This is a genomic window from Variovorax sp. J31P179 (genome assembly GCF_030316985.1).
Classification (GTDB): Bacteria; Pseudomonadota; Gammaproteobacteria; order Burkholderiales; family Burkholderiaceae_C; genus Variovorax; species Variovorax ginsengisoli_B.
Map to the genome: position 1 here is coordinate 44,775 of NZ_JASZYL010000001.1, position 23,011 is coordinate 67,785.

General features: G+C 70.0%; 19 protein-coding genes and 2 pseudogenes. 8 read left to right on the forward strand and 13 right to left on the reverse strand.

From position 1 onward, the window contains the following. Positions 1–56 precede the first annotated feature (56 nt). Positions 57–1,310: pseudogene (locus QTI17_RS00230) on the forward strand (MFS transporter). Here the strand turns inward: QTI17_RS00230 and QTI17_RS00235 are convergent. Then, positions 1,289–2,224, reverse strand: a complete 936-nt coding sequence (locus QTI17_RS00235; RefSeq protein WP_286530233.1) for a LysR family transcriptional regulator — start codon at positions 2,222–2,224, stop codon at positions 1,289–1,291. The pseudogene QTI17_RS00230 and the gene QTI17_RS00235 overlap by 22 nt on opposite strands. Before the next feature lie 115 nt (positions 2,225–2,339). On the opposite strand from QTI17_RS00235, the gene QTI17_RS00240 reads away from it, so the two are divergent. Together QTI17_RS00240 and QTI17_RS00245 are read left to right on the forward strand one after the other, a co-directional pair. After that, the gene (locus tag QTI17_RS00240; protein ID WP_286530235.1) at positions 2,340–3,245 is read left to right on the forward strand and encodes a sterol desaturase family protein; all 906 of its coding nucleotides are present in this window, start codon (positions 2,340–2,342) and stop codon (positions 3,243–3,245) included. Then, complete coding sequence (locus tag QTI17_RS00245; protein WP_286530236.1) at positions 3,242–4,687, forward strand: coniferyl aldehyde dehydrogenase; 1,446 nt, start codon at positions 3,242–3,244, stop codon at positions 4,685–4,687. The genes QTI17_RS00240 and QTI17_RS00245 overlap by 4 nt, the downstream gene beginning before the upstream one ends. On the opposite strand, the gene QTI17_RS00250 is transcribed toward QTI17_RS00245, so the two are convergent. Together QTI17_RS00250 and QTI17_RS00255 are read right to left on the reverse strand one after the other, a co-directional pair. Then, on the reverse strand, positions 4,680–5,183 hold the full coding sequence (locus QTI17_RS00250; protein ID WP_286530238.1) for a hypothetical protein: 504 nt from the start codon (positions 5,181–5,183) through the stop codon (positions 4,680–4,682). The genes QTI17_RS00245 and QTI17_RS00250 overlap by 8 nt on opposite strands. A gap of 138 nt (positions 5,184–5,321) precedes the next feature. Then, a pseudogene (locus QTI17_RS00255) lies at positions 5,322–6,985 on the reverse strand (alpha-amylase family protein). 54 nt (positions 6,986–7,039) lie between these two features. Between QTI17_RS00255 and QTI17_RS00260 the strand changes: the two are divergent. Then, entirely contained in the window at positions 7,040–8,653 is a 1,614-nt protein-coding gene (locus QTI17_RS00260; protein ID WP_286530240.1) for an alpha-amylase family glycosyl hydrolase, read from the forward strand. Between the two features lie 3 nt (positions 8,654–8,656). On the opposite strand, the gene QTI17_RS00265 is transcribed toward QTI17_RS00260, so the two are convergent. From QTI17_RS00265 to QTI17_RS00305, 9 genes are all read right to left on the reverse strand, one after another. Further along, positions 8,657–8,884, reverse strand: a complete 228-nt coding sequence (locus QTI17_RS00265) for a hypothetical protein (RefSeq protein WP_286530242.1) — start codon at positions 8,882–8,884, stop codon at positions 8,657–8,659. Between the two features lie 49 nt (positions 8,885–8,933). Continuing rightward, positions 8,934–9,896 (reverse strand): ABC transporter substrate-binding protein, encoded by a 963-nt coding sequence (locus QTI17_RS00270; protein WP_286530244.1) that lies wholly within the window; start codon positions 9,894–9,896, stop codon positions 8,934–8,936. Positions 9,897–9,937: 41 nt separating this feature from the next. Further along, a complete protein-coding gene (locus QTI17_RS00275; RefSeq protein ID WP_286530246.1) occupies positions 9,938–11,098 on the reverse strand; it encodes a c-type cytochrome in 1,161 nt (386 codons plus the stop codon). Positions 11,099–11,105: 7 nt separating this feature from the next. Continuing rightward, positions 11,106–11,891, reverse strand: a complete 786-nt coding sequence (locus tag QTI17_RS00280) for an ABC transporter ATP-binding protein (RefSeq protein WP_286530247.1) — start codon at positions 11,889–11,891, stop codon at positions 11,106–11,108. Further along, on the reverse strand, positions 11,885–12,964 hold the full coding sequence (locus tag QTI17_RS00285; protein ID WP_286530248.1) for an ABC transporter permease: 1,080 nt from the start codon (positions 12,962–12,964) through the stop codon (positions 11,885–11,887). The genes QTI17_RS00280 and QTI17_RS00285 overlap by 7 nt, the downstream gene beginning before the upstream one ends. Next, positions 12,961–13,965 carry an ABC transporter substrate-binding protein gene (locus tag QTI17_RS00290; protein ID WP_286530249.1) on the reverse strand — a complete coding sequence of 335 codons (1,005 nt, stop codon included), beginning with the start codon at positions 13,963–13,965 and terminating at the stop codon, positions 12,961–12,963. Before QTI17_RS00290 ends, QTI17_RS00285 begins: the two co-directional genes overlap by 4 nt. A 20-nt stretch (positions 13,966–13,985) precedes the next feature. Next, positions 13,986–14,819 (reverse strand): class II aldolase/adducin family protein, encoded by an 834-nt coding sequence (locus tag QTI17_RS00295; RefSeq protein WP_286530250.1) that lies wholly within the window; start codon positions 14,817–14,819, stop codon positions 13,986–13,988. Between the two features lie 34 nt (positions 14,820–14,853). Next, on the reverse strand, positions 14,854–15,957 hold the full coding sequence (locus tag QTI17_RS00300) for an LLM class flavin-dependent oxidoreductase (RefSeq protein ID WP_286530252.1): 1,104 nt from the start codon (positions 15,955–15,957) through the stop codon (positions 14,854–14,856). 128 nt (positions 15,958–16,085) lie between these two features. Continuing rightward, on the reverse strand, positions 16,086–17,102 hold the full coding sequence (locus QTI17_RS00305; protein ID WP_286530254.1) for an ABC transporter substrate-binding protein: 1,017 nt from the start codon (positions 17,100–17,102) through the stop codon (positions 16,086–16,088). A gap of 110 nt (positions 17,103–17,212) precedes the next feature. Here QTI17_RS00305 and QTI17_RS00310 point away from each other — a divergent pair, with 110 nt between their 5' ends. The 3 genes from QTI17_RS00310 to QTI17_RS00320 are packed head-to-tail and all read left to right on the forward strand — an operon-like array spanning position 17,213 to position 20,618. Beyond that, entirely contained in the window at positions 17,213–18,424 is a 1,212-nt protein-coding gene (locus QTI17_RS00310; protein WP_286530256.1) for an acyl-CoA dehydrogenase family protein, read from the forward strand. Next, positions 18,421–18,993: a cysteine dioxygenase family protein gene (locus QTI17_RS00315; protein ID WP_286530257.1), complete on the forward strand. Its 573-nt coding sequence runs from the start codon at positions 18,421–18,423 to the stop codon at positions 18,991–18,993. Before QTI17_RS00310 ends, QTI17_RS00315 begins: the two co-directional genes overlap by 4 nt. Next, a complete protein-coding gene (locus QTI17_RS00320) occupies positions 18,990–20,618 on the forward strand; it encodes a rhodanese-like domain-containing protein (protein WP_286530260.1) in 1,629 nt (542 codons plus the stop codon). Before QTI17_RS00315 ends, QTI17_RS00320 begins: the two co-directional genes overlap by 4 nt. Positions 20,619–20,627: 9 nt before the next feature. Here the strand turns inward: QTI17_RS00320 and QTI17_RS00325 are convergent, their stop codons facing one another. Continuing rightward, positions 20,628–22,439: a tetratricopeptide repeat protein gene (locus QTI17_RS00325; RefSeq protein WP_286530262.1), complete on the reverse strand. Its 1,812-nt coding sequence runs from the start codon at positions 22,437–22,439 to the stop codon at positions 20,628–20,630. A gap of 177 nt (positions 22,440–22,616) precedes the next feature. On the opposite strand from QTI17_RS00325, the gene QTI17_RS00330 reads away from it, so the two are divergent. Further along, positions 22,617–23,003, forward strand: coding sequence for a VOC family protein (locus QTI17_RS00330; protein WP_286530264.1), 387 nt, complete (start codon positions 22,617–22,619; stop codon positions 23,001–23,003). The last annotated feature ends 8 nt before the right edge of the window (positions 23,004–23,011 follow it).

Below are 23,011 nucleotides of genomic sequence, written 5' to 3' on the forward strand. Positions count from 1 at the left end.
CGGAAGCTGCAACGCGATCGCTTATTTTGTTCAAATAGGAAATGACTTAATCCAATATGAAGGCTTCAACAAGACTTCCTGAACCGTCAGGCGCCCACGCATCCGACATTTCGAGCTGGCTCACCATGCTGCTGGCCTTTGCATGCGGCCTGATCGCTGCCAATATCTACTATGCGCAGCCACTCATCGGGCCGATCAGCGCCGACCTGGGCCTGTCGGAACAGGCTGGTGGTCTGATCGTGACGCTGACGCAGATCGGCTATGGCGTGGGCTTGCTGCTCGTGGTTCCTTTGGCCGACCTGTTCGAGAATCGAAGACTCGCCATCTCGATCCTTGCCATTGGTGCGACAGGCCTCGTGATTTCTGGTTTCGCGACATCGGCAGCGCTATTTCTTTCGGCGGCGGTCCTGGTGGGACTGGGTTCCGTGACAGTCCAGATTCTGGTGCCCTACGCAGCCCATTTGTCGCCCGAGGTCACTCGCGGCCGGGTGGTCGGCAACGTCATGAGCGGTTTGATGCTCGGCATCATGCTGGCCAGGCCGGTGGCGAGCCTGATCACTCACTATTCGGCATGGCGGGTCATCTTTTGTGCCTCCTTCGTCGCCGTGCTCGCACTGGCGCTGGTCCTGCGCGTTGCACTGCCGCCGCGGCCCGTCCAGGCCAGGATGCGGTATCACCAGATGCTGGCATCCATGGTGGAACTCGTCCGCACCACGCCAGAACTTCGTCGCCGGGCTCTCTACCACGCCTGCATGTTTGGCGCATTCAGCCTGTTCTGGACAACGACCCCCTTGCTCCTGGCGGGGCCTGAGTTTGGACTGACGCAGAAAGGAATCGCGTGGTTCGCGCTGGCCGGCGTGGCAGGTGCCATTGCGGCACCCATCGCGGGGCGCGTTGCCGATCGGGGCTGGATCAGGCAAGCCACCGCCATGGCGATGCTCATGTCGATCGGGGCGTTCGCGATGACGCACATCGGTGCCAGGGGAACGCCACTGGCGCTCGCGATGTTGGTCGTGGCGGGGATCACGCTGGATTTCGCGGTATCGGCCAATCTGGTCCTCGGACAGCGCATCATTTTCTCGTAGTCGCCCGCGTTTCGCGGTCGCCTCAACGGCTTGTACATGGCAACCTTCTTCTGCGGTGGCGCGATTGGCTCTGCACTTGGGGGCTGGATTTACGCGAGGCATGGATGGAATGGCGCATCCGCCGCAGGGCTGGCTTTTGGCATTGTCGCCCTCGGGTACTTCCTGACAGAACCGCGCCAGCCCTCACAGGGTGCCGAGCTTCATCACTCGAAAGTTGCAGGCTGATCCAGGCGTGGGCCGGATTCGAAGCTGCCGCCCGGCAGCCGGCCCATGATCAGCTTCGCCATCGGCGACGGCGTGCGCCCGTTCAGCGTCACGACCCCCATCTCGGACCCCAACGGCGGCAGGCCCTCGACGTCGAGCGCGCGCAGCCGGCCGGCCTCGACCTCCGGCGCGACCGCGACATGCGGGGCGGCCAGCACCGAGTCGCAGCCGAGCGCGATGTCCTTCAGCAGGTCGACGTGGTCGCATTCGAGCGCCAGCGAAAAATCGGCCACCGACGGCAGGCCGAGCAGCCGCGCGACGATGGCGCGCACGCCCTCCGGCAGTCGGACCGACAGCACCCCACAGGCCCACAGCTCCTGCAACGCGACGCGCTTGCGCCGCGCCAGCGGGTGCCCGGCGCGCACGTAGAAGCCACCGGGCTCGCGCCGCAAGGGGCGAAGCTCCAGACTGCTGTCGGTCGGCAGGTCGCGCGTGTCGGCGACGAAGAACTCGATGTCTTCCTCGCGCAGCCGCGCCAGCAGCAGCTGCCAGTTGCTGATCTCGACCCTCAGGTTGATGGCCGGGTACTCGCGCCGCATCGAGGCCAGCAGCGGCGCCAGAAAGGTCGCGGCCGGAAAGGGCCCGACACCGAAGGCGGTATCGCCCAGCTCCAGGCTGCGGTACAGCGCGATGTCGCGCTCCAGGCAGCGGTTGTCGAAGACCAGCTGCCGCGCCCGCGCGACGATGAACTCGCCAGCCGGCGTCGGCACCACTTCCTGGGTGCCGCGGTCGAACAGCTGCAACCCGAGTTCGGCCTCGGCCGCCTGGATGCTGCGGGTCAATGCCGGCTGGCTCAGGTGCACCTGCTCCGCCGCGCGGATGAAGCTGCGCCGGTCGGCAACCGCGACGATGTGGGTCCAGCGCTTCAAGTCCATGACGCCACTCCTTGGTAGCCAATTGCAGCCACTGCATCAAGATTAGCTTCACTATGCATTGGACTCAAGAGGGGTTTGACGGAACACTCCGGGCACAAAGCAAGGAGACAAGACAGTGAACCTCGTCCAGAACATCGTCCTCGTGGCGATCATTCTCTTTTTCGCGCTGCTGGAAGTCGGCTCCCGCAAGCACAGGCAATTCCACGCCACCGCCGACGACACCAAGTTGGAACTGTTCATGTTCCTCTCGCTGCTGGCCTTCTCGCAGCCCTTCATCTTCGCCGTCACGGGCAAGCTGTGCGCGCTGCTGATGCCGGCGCAGCGCGATGCCTGGGCCCATCTGCCCTGGTGGGCGATGGGGGCGATCCTGCTGGTCGCCGACGACATGACGCAGTACTGGTGGCATCGCGTGTCGCATTCGCCGCTGCTCTGGCCGCTGCACCGCGCGCACCACACGGCGCACTACATGAGCATCCGTGTCACCTACCGCAACAACTTCTTCTACTACCTGATGATGCCGGGCCTGTGGGCCTCGGGCGTGCTGATCTACCTCGGCTTCGGCAACGTCTACCTGGTCTACATCGTCGTCAAGCTGACGGTGATCCTGGGCGCCCACAGCGCGGTGCCGTGGGACGCGCCGCTCTACCGCATCAAGTGGCTGCATCCGCTGGCCTGGGTGCTGGAGCGTACCGTCTCGACGCCGGCTACGCACTGGGCCCACCACGCGCTCACCAACGACGACGGCATCGGCCACTACAAGGGCAATTTCGGCAACCTGCTGTTCGTCTGGGACCTGCTGTTCGGCACCGCCAAGATCACGCGCCGCTACCCGGCCAAGGTCGGCCTGCAGGACGACCTGGTGTTCGGCAAGGAGCGCTGGTTCATCGAGATGTTCTACCCGCTGTTCCATTCGCGGCGCGCGCACTCGGCGCTGGTGCCTGGCGGCCGCGCCTATGCCGAGGCCGAGGTCGACGGCGATGCAGCCACCCACGCGCCGCAGGCGCTGGGGGGCAAGCCATGAACGCGATCGTGCGCGAGCAGATGCTCGACCCCTCGCTGCTGCGCATGCGCGAAGCCTTCGACCGCCAGCGGGCCGCTTTCGGCGCCGACATGAACCCGTCGCACGCCGTGCGCATCGACCGGCTCGATCGCCTGCTCGCGATGACAGACAAGATCGCGCCGGAGATCGAGCGCGCAGTGTCGGCCGATTTCGGCCATCGATCGGTGCACGTGACGCGCCTGGCCGACGTGATGATGGTGCAGTCCGCGATCCGGCATGCGCGCCGGCATCTCAAGTCGTGGATGAAGGTGCGGCGTGCCCCGACCGGCCTCGCCTTCCGGCCCGGCTTCAGCCGCATCGTCCCGCAGCCGCTCGGCGTGGTCGGCGTGGTGAGCCCCTGGAACTATCCCTACCAGCTGGCGATGGGCCCGGCGATCGCGGCAATCGGCGCCGGCAACCGCGTGATGATCAAGCCCTCGGAGCTGACGCCGCGCCTGGCCGAGCTGATGCGGGCCGCGGTGGCGGAATGCTTCTCGCCCGAAGAACTCACGGTCGTCACGGGCGGCACCGAGGTCGGCACCGCCTTCGTCGGCCTGCCCTTCGACCACCTGCTGTTCACGGGCTCGACCGCGGTCGGCCGGCAGGTCGCGATGGCGGCGGCGGCCAACCTGACGCCGGTGACACTGGAGCTCGGCGGCAAGTCGCCGGCGATCATCGGTGCCGGCGCCGACCTGGAGCAGGTCGCGGCGCGGCTGGTGGTGGGCAAGCTCTTCAACGCCGGCCAGACCTGCATCGCGCCCGACTATGCGGCGGTGCCGCGCAACGCGGTCGGCCCCTTCGTCGAGGCGATGCGGCGCGCGGTGGCGCGGCAGTACCCGCGCCTCGCGGGCAATCCGGACTACACGGGCATCGTCAGCGAGCGGCACTTCACGCGCCTGCAGGGCCTGCTCGCGGATGCGCAGAAGCGCGGCGCGCGCGTCGTGCCGCTGCACGCCGAGGGCATGGCGGGCGGCGCGGCGGGCCGGGTGCTGGCGCCGGCCCTGGTGCTCGACACCACCGAGGACATGAAGATCATGCAGGAGGAGATCTTCGGGCCGCTGCTGCCGGTGCTGGCCTACGACACGCTCGATGAGGTGATCGCGTACGTCAACGCGCACGAGCGGCCGCTGGCGCTGTACTGGTTCGGTGCCGGCGGCGCCGAGCAGGACCGGCTGCTGTCGGGCACGATCTCCGGCGGCGTCACGCTGAACGACTGCATGTGGCACTTCGGGCAAGAGGAGTTGCCTTTCGGCGGTGTCGGCGCGAGCGGCATGGGGGCCTACCACGGCGCGTACGGCTTTCGCACCTTCAGCAAGGAGAAGCCGGTGTTCCACCAGTCGAGGCTGTCGGGCACGGCGCTGCTGCGGCCGCCGTATGGACGGACCTTCGAACGGATGGGGCGGCTGCTCAGGCTGATCACCTGAGCGGCGCAGGGTGGCTGGCCAGGTCGATGCCGCCTTCGCTTTCAAGATCAAAAGCGGCAGCCGGGCCGCCGCGACGGAAGTGATGCCGCATGGCACGCAACTCATGGCGAAGCGCGCACGGCTTCATGGCGTCGGCCAGCGTGGCCAGGAAGTCTTGCCGGTCGAGCAGGAGCATCTGCGCAAGGCATTCGGCTTGGCTCGGACTCATCAGCCGCGCATGCGTCCAGTCGTGCAACATGTGCAGCGCTCGGGCACGGCTGCTCAGATGAAGTGTTGCCAGTTCCAGTGCCAGGTAGGCCTGGCGTTCGGAAAAGGTCTCGGGTATGCGCGTCAGCCCTCCCCTCACGGTGCAGTCGAGGGGCGTCGGCCGGAGGCCGAACAGCGCGTGACGAACCCGCTTCAGCGCCGCGCGGTGGTCTGCAGCATCCAGGATCAGCGCCTGCCGCGCCAGTCGCCGCGGAAAGCCTGTCAGCCATACACGTAGCGTCGTTCGCATGTCCCCGATTCCCTCCCAGAACCCAAGCAGGCCCCGTGTGCTTCCGATCGCGAGCCGACTTTGCGCCGAAAGGTCGCAAAGCGTCAAGTCAGTCGTTGAGAGGTGACAAAGGCCCGAGCCTGGCGCCGCCCGCCAGCCTCACACGTCGCTGCGCTTGAGCAGGTAGTCGAGTCCACCGACTCGGAACCACCGGTAGCCGTAGGGTTCGAGCAGGATGCAGTGGCGGCCGTCGGCTGCCGCCTCGCTGTGGTCCTCCGAGAGCAGGTTGGTGAGTTGCTCCCCGCCGTCGCCGATGGCGCCGGCGGCGATCTCGATCTCGAGCGGGTCGGCCACCAGGTTGTGCACGAAGAGCACGATGTTGTTGCGCCACGCGTAGCGCATCACCAGCACCGAGCGGCCCGGCTGCGGCAGCACCTCGAACTCGCCCCAGCCGACTTCGGGAATCTCCTGGCGCATGCGCAGCGCGCGCTCTGTCCAGTTCAGCAGCGAGTCCGGGTCGCGCCGCTGCGCCGCGACGTTGACATGCTCGAAACCGTAGGCGCCGCCGGAGATGACCGGCCGCACGGGCTTGTCGGCCGCGGTGAATCCGCCGTGCGGTTCGGTCGACCACTGCATCGGCGTGCGGGCGCAGTTGCGCTCGGGCAGCGACAGGTCGTCGCCCATGCCGATCTCGTCGCCGTAGCGCAGCACCGGCGTGCCGGGCAGGGTCAGCAGCAGGCTGTAGGCCAGTTCGAGCCGGCGGCGGTCGCTGCCGAGCATCGGCGCGAGGCGGCGGCGGATCCCGCGGCCGTAGAGCTGCATGTCCTTGTCGGGAGCGAACGCGGCGAAGACACGCGCGCGCTGCGTGGGTGTCAGCCGGCCGAGGTCGAGCTCGTCGTGGTTGCGCAGGAACAAGCCCCATTGCGAGGTGGCCGGCCGCGGCCGCGACGCCTCCAGTGCCTGGGCCAGGGGACGGCTGTCGCCGCTGGCGAGCGCGTAGAACAGATGCTGGTTCACATGGAAGTTGAACATCATGTGGATGCGCTCGCCCTCCTCGCCGAAGTACTGCATGTTGGTGCGCGGCTGCACGTTGGCTTCGCCGAGGATGATCGCCTGGCCCTGGCGCCATTGAAGCAGCTCGCGGAATTCGCGCAGCATGTCGTACTGTGGCTGCGGCCTCGCGACGTCGGCGCCTTTGGTCGAGATGACGAAGGGCACGGCATCCATCCGGAAGCCCGACACGCCCAGCTGCGTCCAGAAGCCCATGATCTTCAGGATCTCCGCCTGCACCCGCGGATGGCTGGTGTTCAGGTCGGGCTGGAAATCGTAGAAGCGGTGGAAGTACCAGCGCCTGGCCACCTTGTCGAAGCTCCAGGTCGATTTCTGGACGCCGGAAAGACCATGCCCTCCCCGGCATTCGCCGGCTTCTTGTCGGCCCAAACGTACCAGTCGCGAAAGGGAGAATCGCGGTCCTTGCGAGCCGCCTGGAACCACGGGTGCTGGTCCGAGGTGTGGTTGACCACCAGGTCGATCAGCACCCGCATGCCGCGTTGCTGGGCGGCGTGCGTGAACTCGACGAAGTCGCCGAGCGTGCCGTAGCGCGCATCGACGTTGTAGTAGTCGGACACGTCGTAGCCGTCGTCGCGTCCTGGCGATGTCTGGAAGGGCATCAGCCAGACGGTGGTGACGCCGAGCCCGTGCAGGTAGTCGAGCCGGCGCGTCAGGCCTTCGAAGTCGCCGCAGCCATCGCCGTTGGCGTCCATGAAGGTCTCCACCGACAGGCAGTAGACCACCGCGTTCTTGTACCAGAGGTCATTGATCATGGGACTTCGCCTTCTGAGGAAGAATGGAACCCTGTTCACGGCTAAGGGAACGCGATGTCGGCCGACGACTGGTGGAAGCACGGAATCGTCTATCAGATCTATCCACGCTCGTTCCAGGACAGCGATGGCGACGGCATCGGGGATCTGGACGGCATCCGCGCGCGGCTCGACCATCTGGTCTCGCTGGGCATCGACGCCGTCTGGGTCTCCCCGGTTTATCCCTCGCCGATGGCGGACTTCGGGTACGACATTTCCGATTTTTGTGCCATCGATCCTCGCTTCGGCAGCCTGGGCGGATTCGACGCCCTGGTGCGCGATTGCCATGCGCGGGGTTTGAAGCTGATCCTGGACTTCGTGCCCAACCACACGTCCGACCAGCATCCATGGTTCGTCCAGAGCCGCAGCGACCGCGGCAGCCCGCGCCGCGACTGGTACCTGTGGCGCGATCCGGCGCCGGACGGCGGCCCGCCCAACAACTGGCTGAGCAACTTCGGCGGACCGGCATGGACCCTGGACCCGGCCACCGGGCAGTACTACTGCCATTCGTTCCTGAAGGCGCAGCCCGACCTCAACTGGCGCAATCCCGAGGTGCGCGCCGCCATGTACGAGGTGCTGCGCTTCTGGCTGCGCCGCGGCGTCGACGGCTTTCGCGTCGACGTGCTCTATCACCTGATCAAGGACGACCAGTTCCGCGACAACCCACCGAATCCGGACTACGCGGACGGCGACGATCCGGCCCATCGCTGGACGCCGCTCTACACCGCCGACCGGCCGGAGATGCAGCAGCTGGTGGCCGAGATGCGCCGGGTGGTCGACGCCTTCAGCGACGCGCGGTCGTCCCGGGTGCTGATCGGCGAGCTCTACCTGCCGCTGGCCCGGCTGGTCGCCTACTACGGCGCCAATGCCGAGGGCGTGCTCGAAGGTGTGCAGCTGCCCTTCAACTTCCAGCTGATCGGCACCGAGTGGCAGGCGCGCCGGATCGATCGCCTGGTGCGCGACTATGAGGCGGCCCTGCCGGCCGGGGCCGCGCCGAACTGGGTGCTGGGCAATCACGACAAGCCGCGCATCGCGAGCCGCGTTGGTGCCCCCATGGCGCGGCTCGCGGCCATGCTGCTGCTCACGCTGCGCGGGACGCCGACGCTCTACTACGGTGACGAGATTGGCATGACCGACGTCGACATCCCGCGCGCGGAAGTGCAGGACCCGTTCGAGAAGAACCAGCCAGGCAAGGGCCTCGGCCGCGATCCGCAGCGCACGCCGATGCAGTGGAGCGGCGCGCCGCAGGCCGGCTTCACGACCGGCACGCCGTGGCTGCGACTGGCGCCCGACTGGCCGACGCGCAATGTCGCTGCGCAAACGCAGGACCCGGCTTCGATGCTGGCGCTGTACCGGCGGCTGATCGCGCTGCGGCGCGCGCATCCCGCACTGAACCAGGGCGCCTACGAAGCCCTCGACAGCCAGGCCGACCTGCTGGCCTACGCGCGCGTGGCGCAGGGGCGCAGGCTGGTGGTGGTGTTGAACTTCGGCACCGGCCCGGCGACGGTGCCGCCCGATCTGGTGGCGGGGTACCCGACCGTGCTGGCGTCCACGGCGCCCGCACGCGCTGCGCTCATCGACGGCGCGCTGGTGCTGGCCGGGTGCGAGGGCATCGTGCTCGGACCGGCGTAGGCATCACTTCTTGGTGTCGGGCGCAGGAGAGGCGGCAGGCGCTGCGGCTGCGGCGTCCGACGAGTGCGCCTGGGCCGCGCGCTGTTTGTCCTTCTTGTTGGCCTCGTGGCTCCCCACTGCGCAGCCGCCGGCAGCGCCAAGCACCGCATGCTTGCCGGCCACGTGGCCGACCACGCCCCCCACCGCCGCGCCTTCGAGGCAGCCCTTCGCGCTCGCCCCGCCGCTTGCCATGCCGAGCGCCAGCACCGCCACAAAAATTGCTTGAGTCGCGGCGCCAATCCTAAGCCCGATCCTCGAGCGCGAAGCCGGTATCGAAGGTCGGCCGCACATCCAGCGGCCGCGGGATCAGCCCGACCTGGTGGTAGAAGTCGGCGGTGCGTTGCTGGTCGGCGATCACCTTGGCGTCGATCGGCACCCACCTCTGCTGGCGCCGCTCGAACTGCAGCCTGGCGGCCTCGGGCGGGATGCCGATGATCTTCGCCAGCGTGGCCGAGAACGCGTCGACGTTGCGGTACGACCAGTCCTGGGCCTTCACCACGCGGCGCAGGAAGTCCTGCAGCAGCGGCCGCTTGGCCGCGATCGCGGCATCGGTCGCCGCCAGGTAGCTCAGGCCGGGCAACAGCCCGCGCCCGCTCACCAGCACCCGTGCATGGCCACCGGTTTCCGCCATGGCGGTGTAGGGCTCCCAGGTGGCCCAGGCGTCGACCGCGCCCTGGGTCAGGGCCAGCTTGGCATCGGCCGGGGCGAGGAAGCGAAGGGTGACGTCCTCCGGCTTCAATCCGGCCGTCGTGATCGCCTTGAGGGTGACGTAGTGGCCGATCGAGCCACGGTTGGTCGCGATGCTCCTGCCCTTGAGATCAGCCGCGGATTTCAGCGGCGAATCGGGGCGCACGAGCACCGCGGTGCCGTAGGCGTCGGAACGGTTCGCGCCGATCGCCTTGACCCGCGTGCCGGCCGCCAGCGCGAAGACCAGCGGCGCGTCGCCGATCGGGCCCGAGTCGACGGCGCCCGCATTGAGCGCCTCGGCCAGCGGCGCGGCAGCCGGGAACTCCGACCACTGGATGTCGTAGCCCAGTCCCTCCAGTCCGCCCGCGGCCTCGAGCAGCGCGCGCAGCCCGCCCTTCTGGTCGCCGGCCTTGAGCACGGGGCGCGGCTGCGCACGCAGGGCGGCGGCCGGCAAGGCCAGCGCGGCGGCGGCCGCGAGCGAATGGGTGATGAACTGGCGGCGCGGTGCGCGGATCATGATGAAAAACTCCTTGAAGGTTGGAAGGCGGATGAAGGGACTCAGCGGACGAAACCGCCCTTGAGGAAGCGCACCGGCTCGGAATCCATGCGCGCGATGAGCGCGCCGAGGCCGTCGTCCGGCGCCGCCGCCGGCGCGCCGCGGTCGCCGGCCTCGGTGCGGCACAGCAGGTCGTCTTCCGACCAGGCCGCCTGGCCCGGTGAACCGAGGGCGCGCAGCCAGCCGTCGCGATCGACCAGCCACTGCGTGCCGGCCAGCTGGCCGGTGCCGGCGATCAACGCGAACGCGTTCCAGGCCGCCGTCGACTCGGCGACGCATTCGCCAGCGGGGCTCGACGCCCTCTCGTCCTCGCGGCGCAGCAGCACCGTGACCACGCGCGGGTCCTCGCGCAGCGCGGCCTGGGGCGTGCCGGCGGCCACGATGCGCAGCCGCTGGCCGCGCCAGCTCGCCAGCCGGCGCGGCGGCCGGGCTTCGCAGCGCACCTCGACATCGGGCAGGCCGACGGGCCCGGCCCAGAGGCCGGTCGCGCGCAGGCTCTGGCCGGCAGCCTGGGCCTTCATGAAGTCGATTAGCGCCCAGGCATCGTCGTCGCCGAATTGCGTGAAGGCCGGCATGGTCGCGGCGCCGTGGCGATCCTTCATGCCGTGCAGCAGATGCCAGAGCAGCTCGCCGTCGGCGCGCCGCCAGAGCAGCGGGCCGGCCAGGTCCGGCGGCCAGACCGGCTGCGCCGCCGCGAGTGGGCCCTGGCCGCGCCCGTCGACGCCATGGCAGGCGGCGCAATGCTGCGCATGAAGTTCGCCGCCGCGCGCGATCGAAGCCACGTCGAACCCGGTCGGCGAGCGATGGAAGCTGGTCGGAACCGCCGGCACGAACAGCACCGCGGCCTGAGGCCACGGCGCGGCGACAAGCAGCAGCGGCACGGCCACGATCAAGAACCAGCGCGGCTTGCGCCAGAGGCCTGCGAGCAACAGCGCCAGCGCCGCGACCGCCAGCACGAGCAGGCTCATGCCCAGGCGCCTGGCCTGTCCGGCGTCGATCAGCAGGTTCTCGCCCGACAGCCGCAGCGCCCAGGGCCATGCGGCCTGGCCATGGCTGGTTCCGGCGAGGCCGGCCCAGGCCAGCAGCCCGAGCAGGCCTTCCTGCGCCTTCTGCAGCCCCCCGACCAGCGGGTCCAGCCACCCGGCGTCCGGCGTGCGGATCACCGCGGCGTCACCAGGTCGCGTCGAGGCCGAGGTGCCGCAGCGCCTCGTGCCGCAGCGCCGCCAGCCGCGGGTGGCCGCGATGCCGCGGGTACGGCAGGTCGACCACCAGTTCCGCCGTGATGCGCGCCGGCCGGTCGCTCAGCACGATCACGCGGTTGGCGAGGAACAGGGCCTCTTCCACGTCGTGCGTGACCAGCAGCGCCGAGAAGCCGGCCCGCTGCCACAGGTTCACCAGCTCGCTCTGCATCGCGATGCGGGTCAGAGAATCCAGCTTGCCCAGCGGCTCGTCGAGCACCAGCAGCTGCGGATCGTTGACCAGCGCGCGCGCCAGCGCCACCCGCTGCGCCATGCCGCCCGAGAGCTGGTGCGGGAAGCTCTTCGCGAAGTCGCTGAGCCCGACCAGCGCCAGCGCGTCGTCGACGCGCCCGCGCTGCGACTTCAGCAGCCCGCGTGCCTGCAGGCCCAGCGCCACGTTGTCCCAGACACTGCGCCAGGGATAGAGCGTCGGGTCCTGGAAGACGACGATGCGCGAGGGATCGGGCCGCGCGATCGGTGCATCGTCCTGCGTGATGCGACCGGTGGTCGCCGGCTCGAGCCCGGCCACCAGCCGCAGCAAGGTCGACTTGCCGCAGCCGCTGGGCCCGAGCAGCGCGACGAACTCGCCCGCGCGCACCTGCAGGTCGATGCCGTCGAGCACCTGCAGCACGCCGCCCTGCTGCTGCCTGAACCAGTGGCTGACCGCCTGGATGTCGATGCGTGCGCCGGCCTGCGCGATGCTGGCCGTGCTCACCATTTGACAGTCCCCTTCTGCCACGACAGCGCGCGGTCGCGCACCTTGAAGAGCAGCGTGATCAGGCCCGAGCACAGCACCGCCATCACCAGCAGCGCCGCGTACATGTTCGGGTAGGCGGCCCAGCCCTGGGCCCACTGCAGGTACCAGCCGAGGCCGGCCTTGACGCCCATCATCTCGGCCGTCACCAGCACCGAGAAGGAGGCCCCCAGGCCCATGAACAGGCCGACGAAGACCTGCGGCAGCGCCGCCGGCACCGCGACCCGGAGCACCAGAAACCATTCGGTCGCGCCCAGCGTGCGCGCGACGTCGTAGTAGCTCTTGTTCACCGAGGCCACGCCCGACCAGGTCAGCACCGCCACCGGGAAGAAGGTGGCGAGCCCGACCAGGAACACGGCCGCGGCATAGCTCGACGGCGCGAAGAAGAACGCCAGCGGCAGCAACGCCGAGGCCGGCACCGGACCGAGGAAGCGCAGCAGCGGATGCACCCAGTAGCCGGCGATGCGCGACCAGCCGATCCACACGCCGGTGGCGAAACCGACCAGCGCCCCCAGCACGAAGCCATGCGCGAGCAAGCGCAGCGAATGCGCGGTCGACAGGCCGAGCCGCGCCCAATCTTCGACGGCGACGTCGAGCAGGCTCTGCGGCGGCGCGAAGAAGGGCGGCGGCAGCAGGCCCAGCTTGGCCGTCAGCGCCTCCCAGAGCGCGAGCAGCAGCGGCGCGGCGACGAGCCACTGGCCGGCGGGGCGCAGCTTGCGGCCGAGCCGTCCGGCGCGGGCGCCGAGCAAGGCCACCACCCCGAGTGCGATGGCGACGGCGATCGCGCCGATGCCGAACTCCTGCGTGAAGTTCCAGTCGCTGAAGCCGACTTCGCGATTGGGCCACCAGGCGGTCAGCACGCCGAGCGTCAGCCATGCGGCCGCCGCGACGAGGCCCGTGCGCCAGACGCCGGCCACGGCGGGTTCGTCCAGCACGGAGGGGATGGCGGCGGGCCGCGCGTCGCGCCGGACCGGCACGCGCGCCGGCGCCGGCTGCTGCCGAGGCGGCGCGCCGAGGATGTTCCCGGCCGTCGTCATGCCAGCACGTCCACCGACACGTGGTTGGCGAGCCGCGCCGGATCGGTGCTCGACTTCAGCACGCCGACCGAGCGGAAGTCGCGGGCATAGAACTCGACCTCGTCGCGCAGGTTCTTGCCGACCGGGTGGTGCGCGTGCGTCAGCGTGCCGAGCAGCGCCTGCAGGTCCTCGACCGGCACCTTCGGCGAATACTTCGCGAACAGCCTGGCCGACTCGTTCGGGTTCTCGGCCACGAAGTCCGAGGCCTGCACGATGGAGCGCACCAGCGCCGCCACCACCGGCTTCTCCTTGCGCACCAGTTCGCCGCGGGCGCCGACGATGCAGCAGACCTTGTCCTTGTACTCGCCGGAGAGGTTCGATGCGAGCTCCTGGTAGCGCCCCTTGTTGCGCTTCTCGATCAGGTAGAGCGTCGGGTCGCCGTCGGCGATCGCCTGGATCTCGCCCTTGTTGACCGCGATGTCGAGCAGGTCGGCCGGGTACTGTCGCCAGGTGACGTCCTTGTCGGCATCGATGCCGTTCTTCTTGAGCAGGATCGAGAAGAAGTTCTTGCCCGGGCTCGCGATGTCCGACACGCCGATGGTCTTGCCCTTGAGCTTCTGCAGGTCGGTGACGCCGGCCTCCTTGACGCCCACCAGGCGCACGCAGCCGCCGTGCGAGCTGCCGACGATCTTGACGTCGAAGCCCGATTCGAGCGGCTTGAGCCAGCGGTGGATCATGCCGACCGCCGCATCGGCCTTGGCGGTGGCGAGCGATTCGAGCAGCTGGTCGGTCGATCCCGTATAGTTGATCAGGTCGACCTGCAGCCCGTTCTTCTCGAAGATGCCGCGCTCCTGCGCCACCACCACGGGCGAGAGGCAGAAGGCGGAGGCGTTCCACGCGAAGGTCAGCTTGCGCTGCTGCGACCAGGCGCGGGTGGCGATCAGGGCGCTCGCGGCGACGGCCGCGGCTGCGCCGCCGGCACGCAGCACGCCGCGGCGGGAGAGTGAGGTGTCGTGGTTCATGGAGATCAGGGATTCGCTGGTTAAAGAAGCAGTTCGGGCTCGGCCTCGACCAGCCCTTCGTACAGGCTCTCGAAGGCATGCAGCGCGCCCTCGGGGCCTCCGATCTGCTGGTGGGTGTGGCGCGCCACCGCATCGTCGATAGCCTGCGGCGTGCCGGCCGCCTCGGCCAGCAGCTGCGTGTGGCAGGCGTTGTCGAGCGCGATGTACCACCAGGCGGCGGCCTCCACGCTCGGGCCGGCGCTGAGGATGCCGTGGTTCTTGAGGATCGCGCCCTTGCGCCCGCCCAGCGCCCTGGCGATGCGCAATCCCTCGCTCTCGTCGACCACCATGCCGGTGAAATCGTCGAACAGCGCATGGTCGTCGTGGAACACGCAGGCGTCCTGGGTCAACGTGTCGAGCTTGCGGCCCAGGGTCGACCAGGCCTTGCCGTAGGTCGAATGCGTGTGCGCGGCCGCGATGATGTTCGGGTCGTGTTCGTGGATCGCGGCATGGATCGCGAAGGCCGCCTTGTTGAGCGGGCGTTCGCCGACCACGGTCTCGCCCGCCGCGTTGACCAGCAGCAGGTCCGACACCTTGATTCGCGAGAAATGCACCCCCAGCGGATTGACCCAGAAGTGGTCCGTCAGCTCGGGGTCGCGCGCCGTGATGTGGCCCGCCAGGCCCTGCGCGAAACCGAAGCGGGCGAACAGGCGGAAGGCCCCTGCCAGCCGCTCCTGCCGGTGGCGGCGCTCGGCTTCCACGCTGTTGCGCGGCGCCGGCGGATCGAACCAGTACTTGCGCTGCGGGTTCGGGTTCAGGGCCAGCCGGCCGCGGGTGCGCTCCCCGCTGCGGTCGATGTCGAGTACGGCGCTCATTCGGTTCCTTCGGGCACGTGGATGCACGGCCCGGTCAAGCGGCCTGGCGCTGGGCGGCGACACGCTGCGCCACCAGCTCGCGGGTGCGCGGGATCAGCTCGCGGCCGTAGTCGATCGCGTCCTCGAGCGGGTCGAAGCCGCGGATCAGGAAGGTGGTCACGCCGAGCGCGTGGTAGTCGAGCAGCGCATCGGCCACCTGCTCCGGCGTGCCGACCAGCGCGGTGCTGTTCGAGCGGCCGCCGATCTCCTGCGCGACCGCGGTCCACAGCCGCTTGTCGAGCCGCGTCCCTTGCTCGGCGGCGGCCAGCAGGCGCTTGGCGCCTTCGCTCTGCAGCGGGCCGCCGCGCCCGAAGCCCTGCACCACGCGCAGCCGGCGGGTCTCGGCCAGGATGCCGTCGGCGCGCTCCCAGGCCTTGGCCTCGGTCTCGGCCAGGATGGGGCGGAACGACACCGAGAAGCGCACCTGGCGCCCGTGCCGGGCGGCCTCGGCGCGCACCCGGCCGGTGAGCTCGCGCGCCTGGGCCAGCGACTCGCCCCACAGCGCGTACACGTCCGCATGCCTGCCGGCCACCGGGATCGCGGCCTCCGAAGCGCCGCCGAAGTACACCGGCACGTGCGGCCTGCCGTTCAGCGTCTGCACCGGCTTGACTTCCGAGAAGGCGTCCTTGAAGCGGTAGTGCGGGCCTTCATGGTCGAAGGGCTTGTCGGCGGTCCAGACCTTGCGCAGCACCTCGAGGTATTCGTCGGTGCGCGCATAGCGCTGGTCGTGGTCGAGCCAGTCGCCGTCGCGCTTCTGCTCGTCGTCGGAGCCGCCCGAGATGTAGTGCACGCCGAGCCGGCCGCCGCTGAACTGGTCGAGCGAGGCGAACTGGCGCGCGGCCAGCGTCGGACTCACGAAGCCGGGGCGATGCGCCAGCATGAAGTGGATGCGCTCGGTCACCGAGGCGGCGTAGGCCACGGTCAGGGTCGCGTCGGGGCTGGTGGAGTGATGCGGCACCAGGACCCGGTCGAAACCGGCCTGCTCGTGCGCCTGGGCGAAGGCGCGCACGTAGTCGAGGTCGATGGCGGGGCCGCGTGCGGGATGGATCTCGGAGACCTTCTGGGCCTGGATCATGCCGATGAATTCGATGTCGCTCATGGTGTTGCGTCCTTGGATGAAGTCAGAAAATGAAAGGGCGTGTCAGGCCGACGCCGGGCCGCCCCAAGGCGGCCTGCGGCCCCCTCGGGGGGCAGCGAACCACACGCAGTGGGGAGCGTGGGGGCTATTCATGCTGGATTGGCGCGAGACAAGGCGGCGTCGAAGCTGCGGTCCCAGAGCGGCGCCACGTCCGCGGCGCCGTCGAGCACGCCGAGCTTCTGGAAGGTGTCGGCCACTTCCTGGTGGCTGCGCACCGCGGCCTGGGTGACCGGGCCCAGTGCGTAGTCGTTGCTGCGCCCGTTGAAGAGCTCGATGATGTCGCCCACCGGCACCCGGGTCTCGGCCGACTGCGCCTTCGCGTAGTCGAGGTAGTTGTCGTTGGCCCAGGCATAGGCGCGCTGCAGCCGCAGCAGGAAGTCGGCGATCGCGGCATGGCGCAACGGGTCGTCCACCGCGCGCGGATTGGCATAGACCGGGAAGTTGCCCGACAGATAGCCCTTGCCGGTCTTGATGACCCGGGCCCCGTGCTGGGTGCGCGCCAGCTGGCCGTTGTAGCCGTAGATGGCCCAGGCATCGAGATCGCCGCGAGCGAAGGCCGAGAGCCCGTCGGCCGGACTCAGGTTGATGGGCTGGATGTCGCCGAATGAAAGCCCCGCCTCCGCGAGCTGCTTGCTCAGGTAGTAGTGGGCGGTGGTGGCCCGCACGTAGCCCACGCGCTTGCCCTTGAAGTCGGCGATGGTCCTGATCGGCGCGTCCTTGCGCGCCAGGGTCGCCTGGTTGTTCAGGTCCTCGTGGATCACGGCGATGAAGCGCACCCTGGCCTTCTGCCGCGCAGCGAAGACGGCGGGGATCTCGCTGCCCGAGCCCAGGTCGAGCGCGTCGCCCTGGATGGCCTCGATGTGCAGCACGCCGTTGTTGAGTTCGCGCCAGTCGATCTTGTAGGGCGTGCGGCCCTGGCCCGAGGCCTCGATCAGCGGGCGCCAGAGGCCCTTGTAGGTGCCGATGCGCAGCGTGAGCCCCGCAAGGTCCGGCGCAGCGGCACGGGCCAGCGTGCCGGCGGCGCCGAGGGCGGTGGCGGCGCCCGCCGACTGCAGCCAGCGGCGGCGCGACCAGGCGGTGGAAGTGGCGTGGGATGGAAATGTCATGGACCCAGACCGTAAGGCCCGGGCGCCCGAAAGCGAACGCATGAATCCGAGTTTGGATATGCGGCTTCCGTCGTTGGCCCCGCGCGCCTCGGCCGCTAAGGTCCGAAGCCATGAGTTCCCAAGCCCTGCGCCGCCTGCCGGTGCCTCCCCACGAGGACGCCGCGCTGCTCGCGCGCCTGTCCGCCCGCTTCGCCGAAACCGCGGCCGACCACGACCGCGACGGCAGCTTCCCGCGCGACAACTTCGCCGCGCTGCACGCGCACGGCCTGATCGCATGGGTCGCGCCGCCTGTGCACGGCGGCGGCGGCGCCTCGCTCGATGCGGCGCGCCGCGTGCTCGCCGCGGTCGCGTACGGCGAGCCCGCGACCGCGCTGATCCTGACGATGACCTGGCTGCAGCATCACGCGGTTGGCCGCAGCGACAGCCGGTGGCCCGCCCCCCTGCGCGAACGCGTGCTGCGCGACGCCGTGCGCGATGGCGCATTGATCAACGCCCTGCGCGTGGAGCCCGCCTTGGGATCGCCCGCACGCGGCGGCCTGCCCGCCACCACCGCGCGCCGAGACGGCGACCAATGGAAGCTGAGCGGCCACAAGCTCTACACCACCGGCATCGAGGGGCTGCGCTGGCTCTCGGTGTGGGGCCGCACGGACGAGCCGTCGCCGCGGGTCGGCGTCTTCCTGGTGCCGCGCGGCGCGCCGGGCGTCCGCGTGGTCGCGAGCTGGGACCACCTGGGACTGCGCGCATCCGGCAGCCACGAGGTGATTTTCGAAGAGGTCGCGATCCCGCTCGACCATGCAGTCGACCTGCGGGCGCCGGCCGAATGGGCGCCCGACGCCGGCAGCCAGACCGACGTCGATGCCCATGCGACGCAGCAGGCCTGGATGGTGGTGCTGCTGGGCACGCTCTACGACGCGGTGGCGCGGGCCGCGCGCGACTGGCTGCTCGGCTTTCTCACCCAGCGGGCCCCCAGCGGCCTGGGTGCGCCGCTGGCCAGCCTGCCGCGGGTGCAGGAGACGGTCGGCGAGATCGAGGCGCTGCTGCGCACCAACCGCGTCCTGCTCGACGCGGCGGCCGCCGAAGTCGACGCCGGCCATGCGCCTTCGGCGGCCGACAGCGGCCTGCTGAAGTACACGGTCACGACCCAGGCGATCCGCGCGGTCGAACTCGCGCTGCAATCGAGCGGCAACCACGGCCTGACGCGCCACAACCCGCTCGAGCGCCACTACCGCGACGTGCTGTGCAGCCGCATCCACACGCCGCAGAACGACGCGATCCTGGTGGCCGCGGGCAAGGGCGCCCTGGGCGCCGCGACCGCCCGATGAGCGCGGCGCCGCTGCGCGATTTCGTCGCCGGCTTCGCCCGCCTGCTCGACCGGCGCCCGGGCGAAGCAGACATCCTCGAAACCGGCGGCAGCCTGCTGCGCGGGCTGGTGGCGCGCGACGACTGGCTGCCCGAAGCCTTCGCGCAACCCGATCCCGTGCGCTACCAGCAGTACCTGCTGCATGCCGATGCGACCGGACGCTTCTCGGTCGTGAGCTTCGTCTGGGGGCCCGGACAGGCCACGCCGGTGCACGACCACACGGTGTGGGGCCTCATCGGCATGCTGCGCGGCGCCGAGTACAGCCAGCCCTATCGCGAGCACGACGGCCGGATGGCGGCCGCCGGACCGCCGGTGCGGCTCGAGCCCGGCGACGTGGGGGCGGTGTCGCCCACGGTGGGCGACGTGCACCGCGTGCACAACGCCTTCGACGACCGGGTGTCGATCAGCATCCATGTCTATGGCGCCGACATCGGCGCCGTGAAGCGCCATACTTATCCAGCCGGCGGCGGGCGCAAGCCCTTCGTCTCCGGCTATGCCAACACGCAGCCTCCCGATCTCCGCAGAACATGACCGCCGCCACCGCCCAAGCCACCGGATTCCCCACCCTGTCCTTCGCCGACGTGCGGGCGCAGCTGCTCGAGCAGCGCGAGATCGCGCTCTTCGACGTGCGCGAGGAAGACCCTTTCGCGCAGGCCCATCCGCTGTGGGCCGCGAACCTGCCGCTGTCGCGCATCGAGCTCGACGCCTGGCGGCGCATCCCGCGCCGCGACACCCTCATCGTCCTCTACGGCGAGCACGCGGGGGCCGACCTCGCACCGCTGGCCGCCGGCCGGCTCTCCGCGCTGGGCTACAGCCGCGTCCATCTGCTCGAAGGCGGCCTCGATGGCTGGCGCCTCGCGGGCGGCGAGCTGTTCCGCGACGTCAACGTGCCGAGCAAGGCCTTCGGCGAACTGGTCGAGCACGAGCGCCACACGCCCTCCCTCTCGGCGCAGGAGGTCAAGGCGCTGATCGATGCGCGCGCCGATGTCGTGGTGCTCGATGCGCGGCGCTTCGATGAATACCGGACCATGAGCATTCCGACCGCGACCAGCGTGCCCGGTGCCGAACTGGTGCTGCGGGTGCGCGAGCTGGCGCCCGACCCGGCCACGCGGGTGATCGTCAACTGCGCGGGTCGCACGCGCAGCATCATCGGCACGCAGTCGCTGGTCAACGCGGGCATTCCCAATCCGGTCGCGGCGCTGCGCAACGGAACCATCGGCTGGAAGCTCGCCGGGCAGGTGCTGGACCACGAGGCCGCGCGCCAGGCGCCCGCGCCTGGCGAGGCGAATCGCGCCCTCGCCAAAGCCAGTGCACAGGACGTGGCCCGGCGCGCGGGCGTGCGCTGGGTCGCCCTCGACGCCCTGCCCACCCTCGATGCGCCGGACCGCAGCGTCTACCGCTTCGACGTCCGCACGCCGGAGGAATACGAGGCCGGCCATCTGCCGGCCTTCGCCAGCGCGCCCGGCGGGCAACTGGTGCAAGAGACCGACCATCACGTGCCGGTGCGCGGGGCGCGCATCGTGCTGGCCGACGACGACGGCGTGCGGGCGCCGATGACGGCCTCGTGGCTGGCTCAGATGGGATGGGAGGTCTACGTCACCGAGCCGCAGCCGGAGGCGGCGCGCAGTGCCATCGGTGCGGCGCCGGCGGCGCACCCGGCCGCGCCGCCGGTGGAGGAAGTCTCGCCGGCCGATCTGGCGCAGGCACTGCGGGCCGCACCGGGCGACATCGCGGTGATCGATCTCACGGGCAGCGTGCAGCACGCGAAGCGCCACATCCCGGGCGCCTGGTTCGCGATCCGCGCCCAGCTCGCGCAGGCACTGGACACGATCCCGCCCGCGCGCCGCTACCTGCTGACCTGCGGCAGCAGCCTGCTGGCACGTTTCGCCGCCGCCGACCTGCGGGCAGCCCTCGACGCCCGCCGCAGCGCTGCCGAGGTGGCCGTGCTGGCGGGCGGCAATGCCGCATGGTTCGCGGCCGGCCTGCCGGCCGAGAGCGGCCTGCCACGCGCCGCGACGCCGCCCACCGATCGCTACCGCCGGCCCTACGAGGGCACCGATGCGCCCGCCGAGGCGATGCAGGCCTATCTGGACTGGGAGTTCGGCCTGGTCGCGCAGCTGAGCGCCGACGGCACGCACGGGTTCCGCGTGCTCTGAAACCGAAGGTCAGAGCCGTGCCAGGTCGGGTCCGTCCTTGGGGCCGAACCAGGCCCGGCGATAGGCCTCCCGGGCCGCGCGCTCGGCGTTGGCATCACCCTTGCGGCGCTCGACCTCGGCCAGGCCGGCCAGCGCCCAGCCGTTGTTCCGGACCCGGGCCAGCGAGTCCCTGAACGCCTGCTCGGCCTCGTCGAGCTTGCCCTGGCGCAGCCGGACCGAGCCCAGCGATTGCCGCACCGGGTAGTACCAGTAGGGCGGCTCGGTGTAGGCCAGCGCGTCTTCGATGGCAACGGCCTCGGTGTACGCCTTGGCGGCAGCGTCGAGGTCACCGGTGGCATCGGCCAGCCGGCCGGCGGCGACCAGCCCCGCGGTGCGCACGATCTCCTTGGCCGGCAGTCCCCAGGGCTCGAAGGGCTTGAAGTCCGCCGTGCGCTCGATCGCGGCGATGGCGTCGATCTCGCGCTGCGCCCCGGCCTTGTCCTTGCGCTGCGCGTAGGCGGTGGCGCGCGCATAGTGGTACATGGTCGACACCAGCACCACGTCGTCGGACGGCGGCGCCAGCCTGAGGATCGTGTCCGGGTCGCTGAACTGGGCACGCGTCGTGTAGTGCGCCGCCTTGATCGGCTGCAGGATTGGGAACATCTTCACCAGTTCGGCGGGCACCGAGGCGTCCAGCTTCGCGGCGGCGTCGACCGCCGTGCCGCCGTCGCCGCCCATCTGCGCCGAGACCATCACGAAGTGGATGTTGTGCGGGTAGTAGGCGGCCTTGTAGAGCGGGTCCGACGGCGAAGTCTTGAAGTAGGCCTCGTCGACCTGGATCGCGCGGCGATTGGCCTCCAGCGAATCACGGTACAGCCCCACGCGGTAGTAGATGTGCGCGGGCATGTGGACCAGGTGGCCGGCGCCGGGCACCAGCGCGCCCAGCCGCTTCGCGTAGGGCAGCGCGCGGTCCGGCTGGGCCGACGCCTCCACCGCGTGGATGTACAGGTGGATGGCGCCCGGGTGGGTGCTGTTGCGCTTCAGCACCGTCTCCAGGGTGGCGACGATGTCGGCGCCGCGTCCCTTGGGCTCGGCGCCGCCGGCCTGCCAGTAGTCCCAGGGTTGCGTGTCCATGGCGGCTTCGGCATACAGCACCTGGAGCGTGTCGTCGGTCGGGAATCTGGCCGCCACGGCCTTCATGGCGTCCGCGTAGGCCCCATCCAAAGCGCTGCGGTCGGGCGGGGCATCGGCGGCGTAGCGCTTCTCGAGCGCGCCGATCAGCATCTGCTCCAGTTCGCTCGTCCGTCCCTTGAGCGCCACCGCCCTCGCCAGTGCGGCCAGTGCCGGCGCATTGGCCTCGGGCATCATCGGGACGTTGATGTTCGGACCCAGCACCAGCGCCTCGCCCCAGAAGCACATGGCGCAATCGGGATCGAGCTGCTGCGCCGCCTGGAACGCGCGCTGCGCCTCGGCATGGTTGAAGCCGAAGGACAGTCGCATTCCCTGGTTGAAATAGGCCTGGGCCTTGGGGTTGCGGGTGCTGATCGGAAACGCCAGCGTGCCGAGGTTCGCGTACAGCGGCACGGTGCCGCCGGCCGCCTGCATCGGCACCGGCTGGAACGGGGCGGTCTCGCTCTTGACCCGGACCAGGGCCTTGAGCAGCGCCGGCGGCGCGCTGACCACCGGTCCGCAGATGCCACCCGACAGCAGGGGATCGAAGGGCGGCGCCTGCTGCCGCCCGGCATCGACCCCGTCGGGCAGCAGCAGGCCGGTGCCCGCGAGGACGACGGCAACCGCCGGCAACAACCGGCGACGGATCACGAAGCGGTGGTGCGATGGCATGGCATTCCCCTCTGTTCGAAGAGGCGGGACCTGCGATGCGTGCTTGGCTGGCCCCGTCGGTGGAAGAGCCGGATCGATGCAAAAATTCTGGCATCCGGCCGCACGCGATGCAATAGCCCATTGGCAATGCAAACCAACCGGCGTACAACCCATGCGTCAACTCCCGAGGAGCGCGCCATGAACCCGCTTGCCGCCAGCAGCGTGACCTGCATGTTGCCCGTGAAGGATCTGGCCCGTGCCCGCCAGTTCTATGAACAGGCGCTCGGCCTGGAGCCCCTGGGCGCCAAGCCCGACGGCAAGTTCATCTACCGCTGCGGCGGCACCGAACTGGCCCTGTTCCCGAGGCCCGAGGGCACCAAGGCCGAGCACACGGCCCTGAGCTTCCGGGTGGCGCAGATCGACCAGGCGGTGGCGGCGCTTTCGCAGCGCGGCGTGCGCTTCGCGGACTACGACCTGCCCGGGCTGAAGACCGTGGACCACATCTGCGTGCTGGGGTCCGAGAAGGCGGCCTGGTTCGAGGACCCGGAAGGCAACATCCTTTGCCTGCACGAGGACCTGGACTGAGCGCCCTG

Bases quoted from the DNA above. Each gene is read 5' to 3' on its own strand.
- QTI17_RS00235 (WP_286530233.1), bottom strand. From the start codon at position 2,224: ATGGACTTGAAGCGCTGGACCCACATCGTCGCGGTTGCCGACCGGCGC.
- QTI17_RS00245 (WP_286530236.1), top strand. From the start codon at position 3,242: ATGAACGCGATCGTGCGCGAGCAGATGCTCGACCCCTCGCTGCTGCGC.
- QTI17_RS00250 (WP_286530238.1), bottom strand. From the start codon at position 5,183: ATGCGAACGACGCTACGTGTATGGCTGACAGGCTTTCCGCGGCGACTG.
- QTI17_RS00260 (WP_286530240.1), top strand. From the start codon at position 7,040: ATGTCGGCCGACGACTGGTGGAAGCACGGAATCGTCTATCAGATCTAT.
- QTI17_RS00265 (WP_286530242.1), bottom strand. From the start codon at position 8,884: ATGGCAAGCGGCGGGGCGAGCGCGAAGGGCTGCCTCGAAGGCGCGGCG.
- QTI17_RS00270 (WP_286530244.1), bottom strand. From the start codon at position 9,896: ATGATCCGCGCACCGCGCCGCCAGTTCATCACCCATTCGCTCGCGGCC.
- QTI17_RS00280 (WP_286530247.1), bottom strand. From the start codon at position 11,891: ATGGTGAGCACGGCCAGCATCGCGCAGGCCGGCGCACGCATCGACATC.
- QTI17_RS00285 (WP_286530248.1), bottom strand. From the start codon at position 12,964: ATGACGACGGCCGGGAACATCCTCGGCGCGCCGCCTCGGCAGCAGCCG.
- QTI17_RS00290 (WP_286530249.1), bottom strand. From the start codon at position 13,965: ATGAACCACGACACCTCACTCTCCCGCCGCGGCGTGCTGCGTGCCGGC.
- QTI17_RS00295 (WP_286530250.1), bottom strand. From the start codon at position 14,819: ATGAGCGCCGTACTCGACATCGACCGCAGCGGGGAGCGCACCCGCGGC.
- QTI17_RS00300 (WP_286530252.1), bottom strand. From the start codon at position 15,957: ATGAGCGACATCGAATTCATCGGCATGATCCAGGCCCAGAAGGTCTCC.
- QTI17_RS00305 (WP_286530254.1), bottom strand. From the start codon at position 17,102: ATGACATTTCCATCCCACGCCACTTCCACCGCCTGGTCGCGCCGCCGC.
- QTI17_RS00310 (WP_286530256.1), top strand. From the start codon at position 17,213: ATGAGTTCCCAAGCCCTGCGCCGCCTGCCGGTGCCTCCCCACGAGGAC.
- QTI17_RS00315 (WP_286530257.1), top strand. From the start codon at position 18,421: ATGAGCGCGGCGCCGCTGCGCGATTTCGTCGCCGGCTTCGCCCGCCTG.
- QTI17_RS00320 (WP_286530260.1), top strand. From the start codon at position 18,990: ATGACCGCCGCCACCGCCCAAGCCACCGGATTCCCCACCCTGTCCTTC.
- QTI17_RS00325 (WP_286530262.1), bottom strand. From the start codon at position 22,439: ATGCCATCGCACCACCGCTTCGTGATCCGTCGCCGGTTGTTGCCGGCG.
- QTI17_RS00330 (WP_286530264.1), top strand. From the start codon at position 22,617: ATGAACCCGCTTGCCGCCAGCAGCGTGACCTGCATGTTGCCCGTGAAG.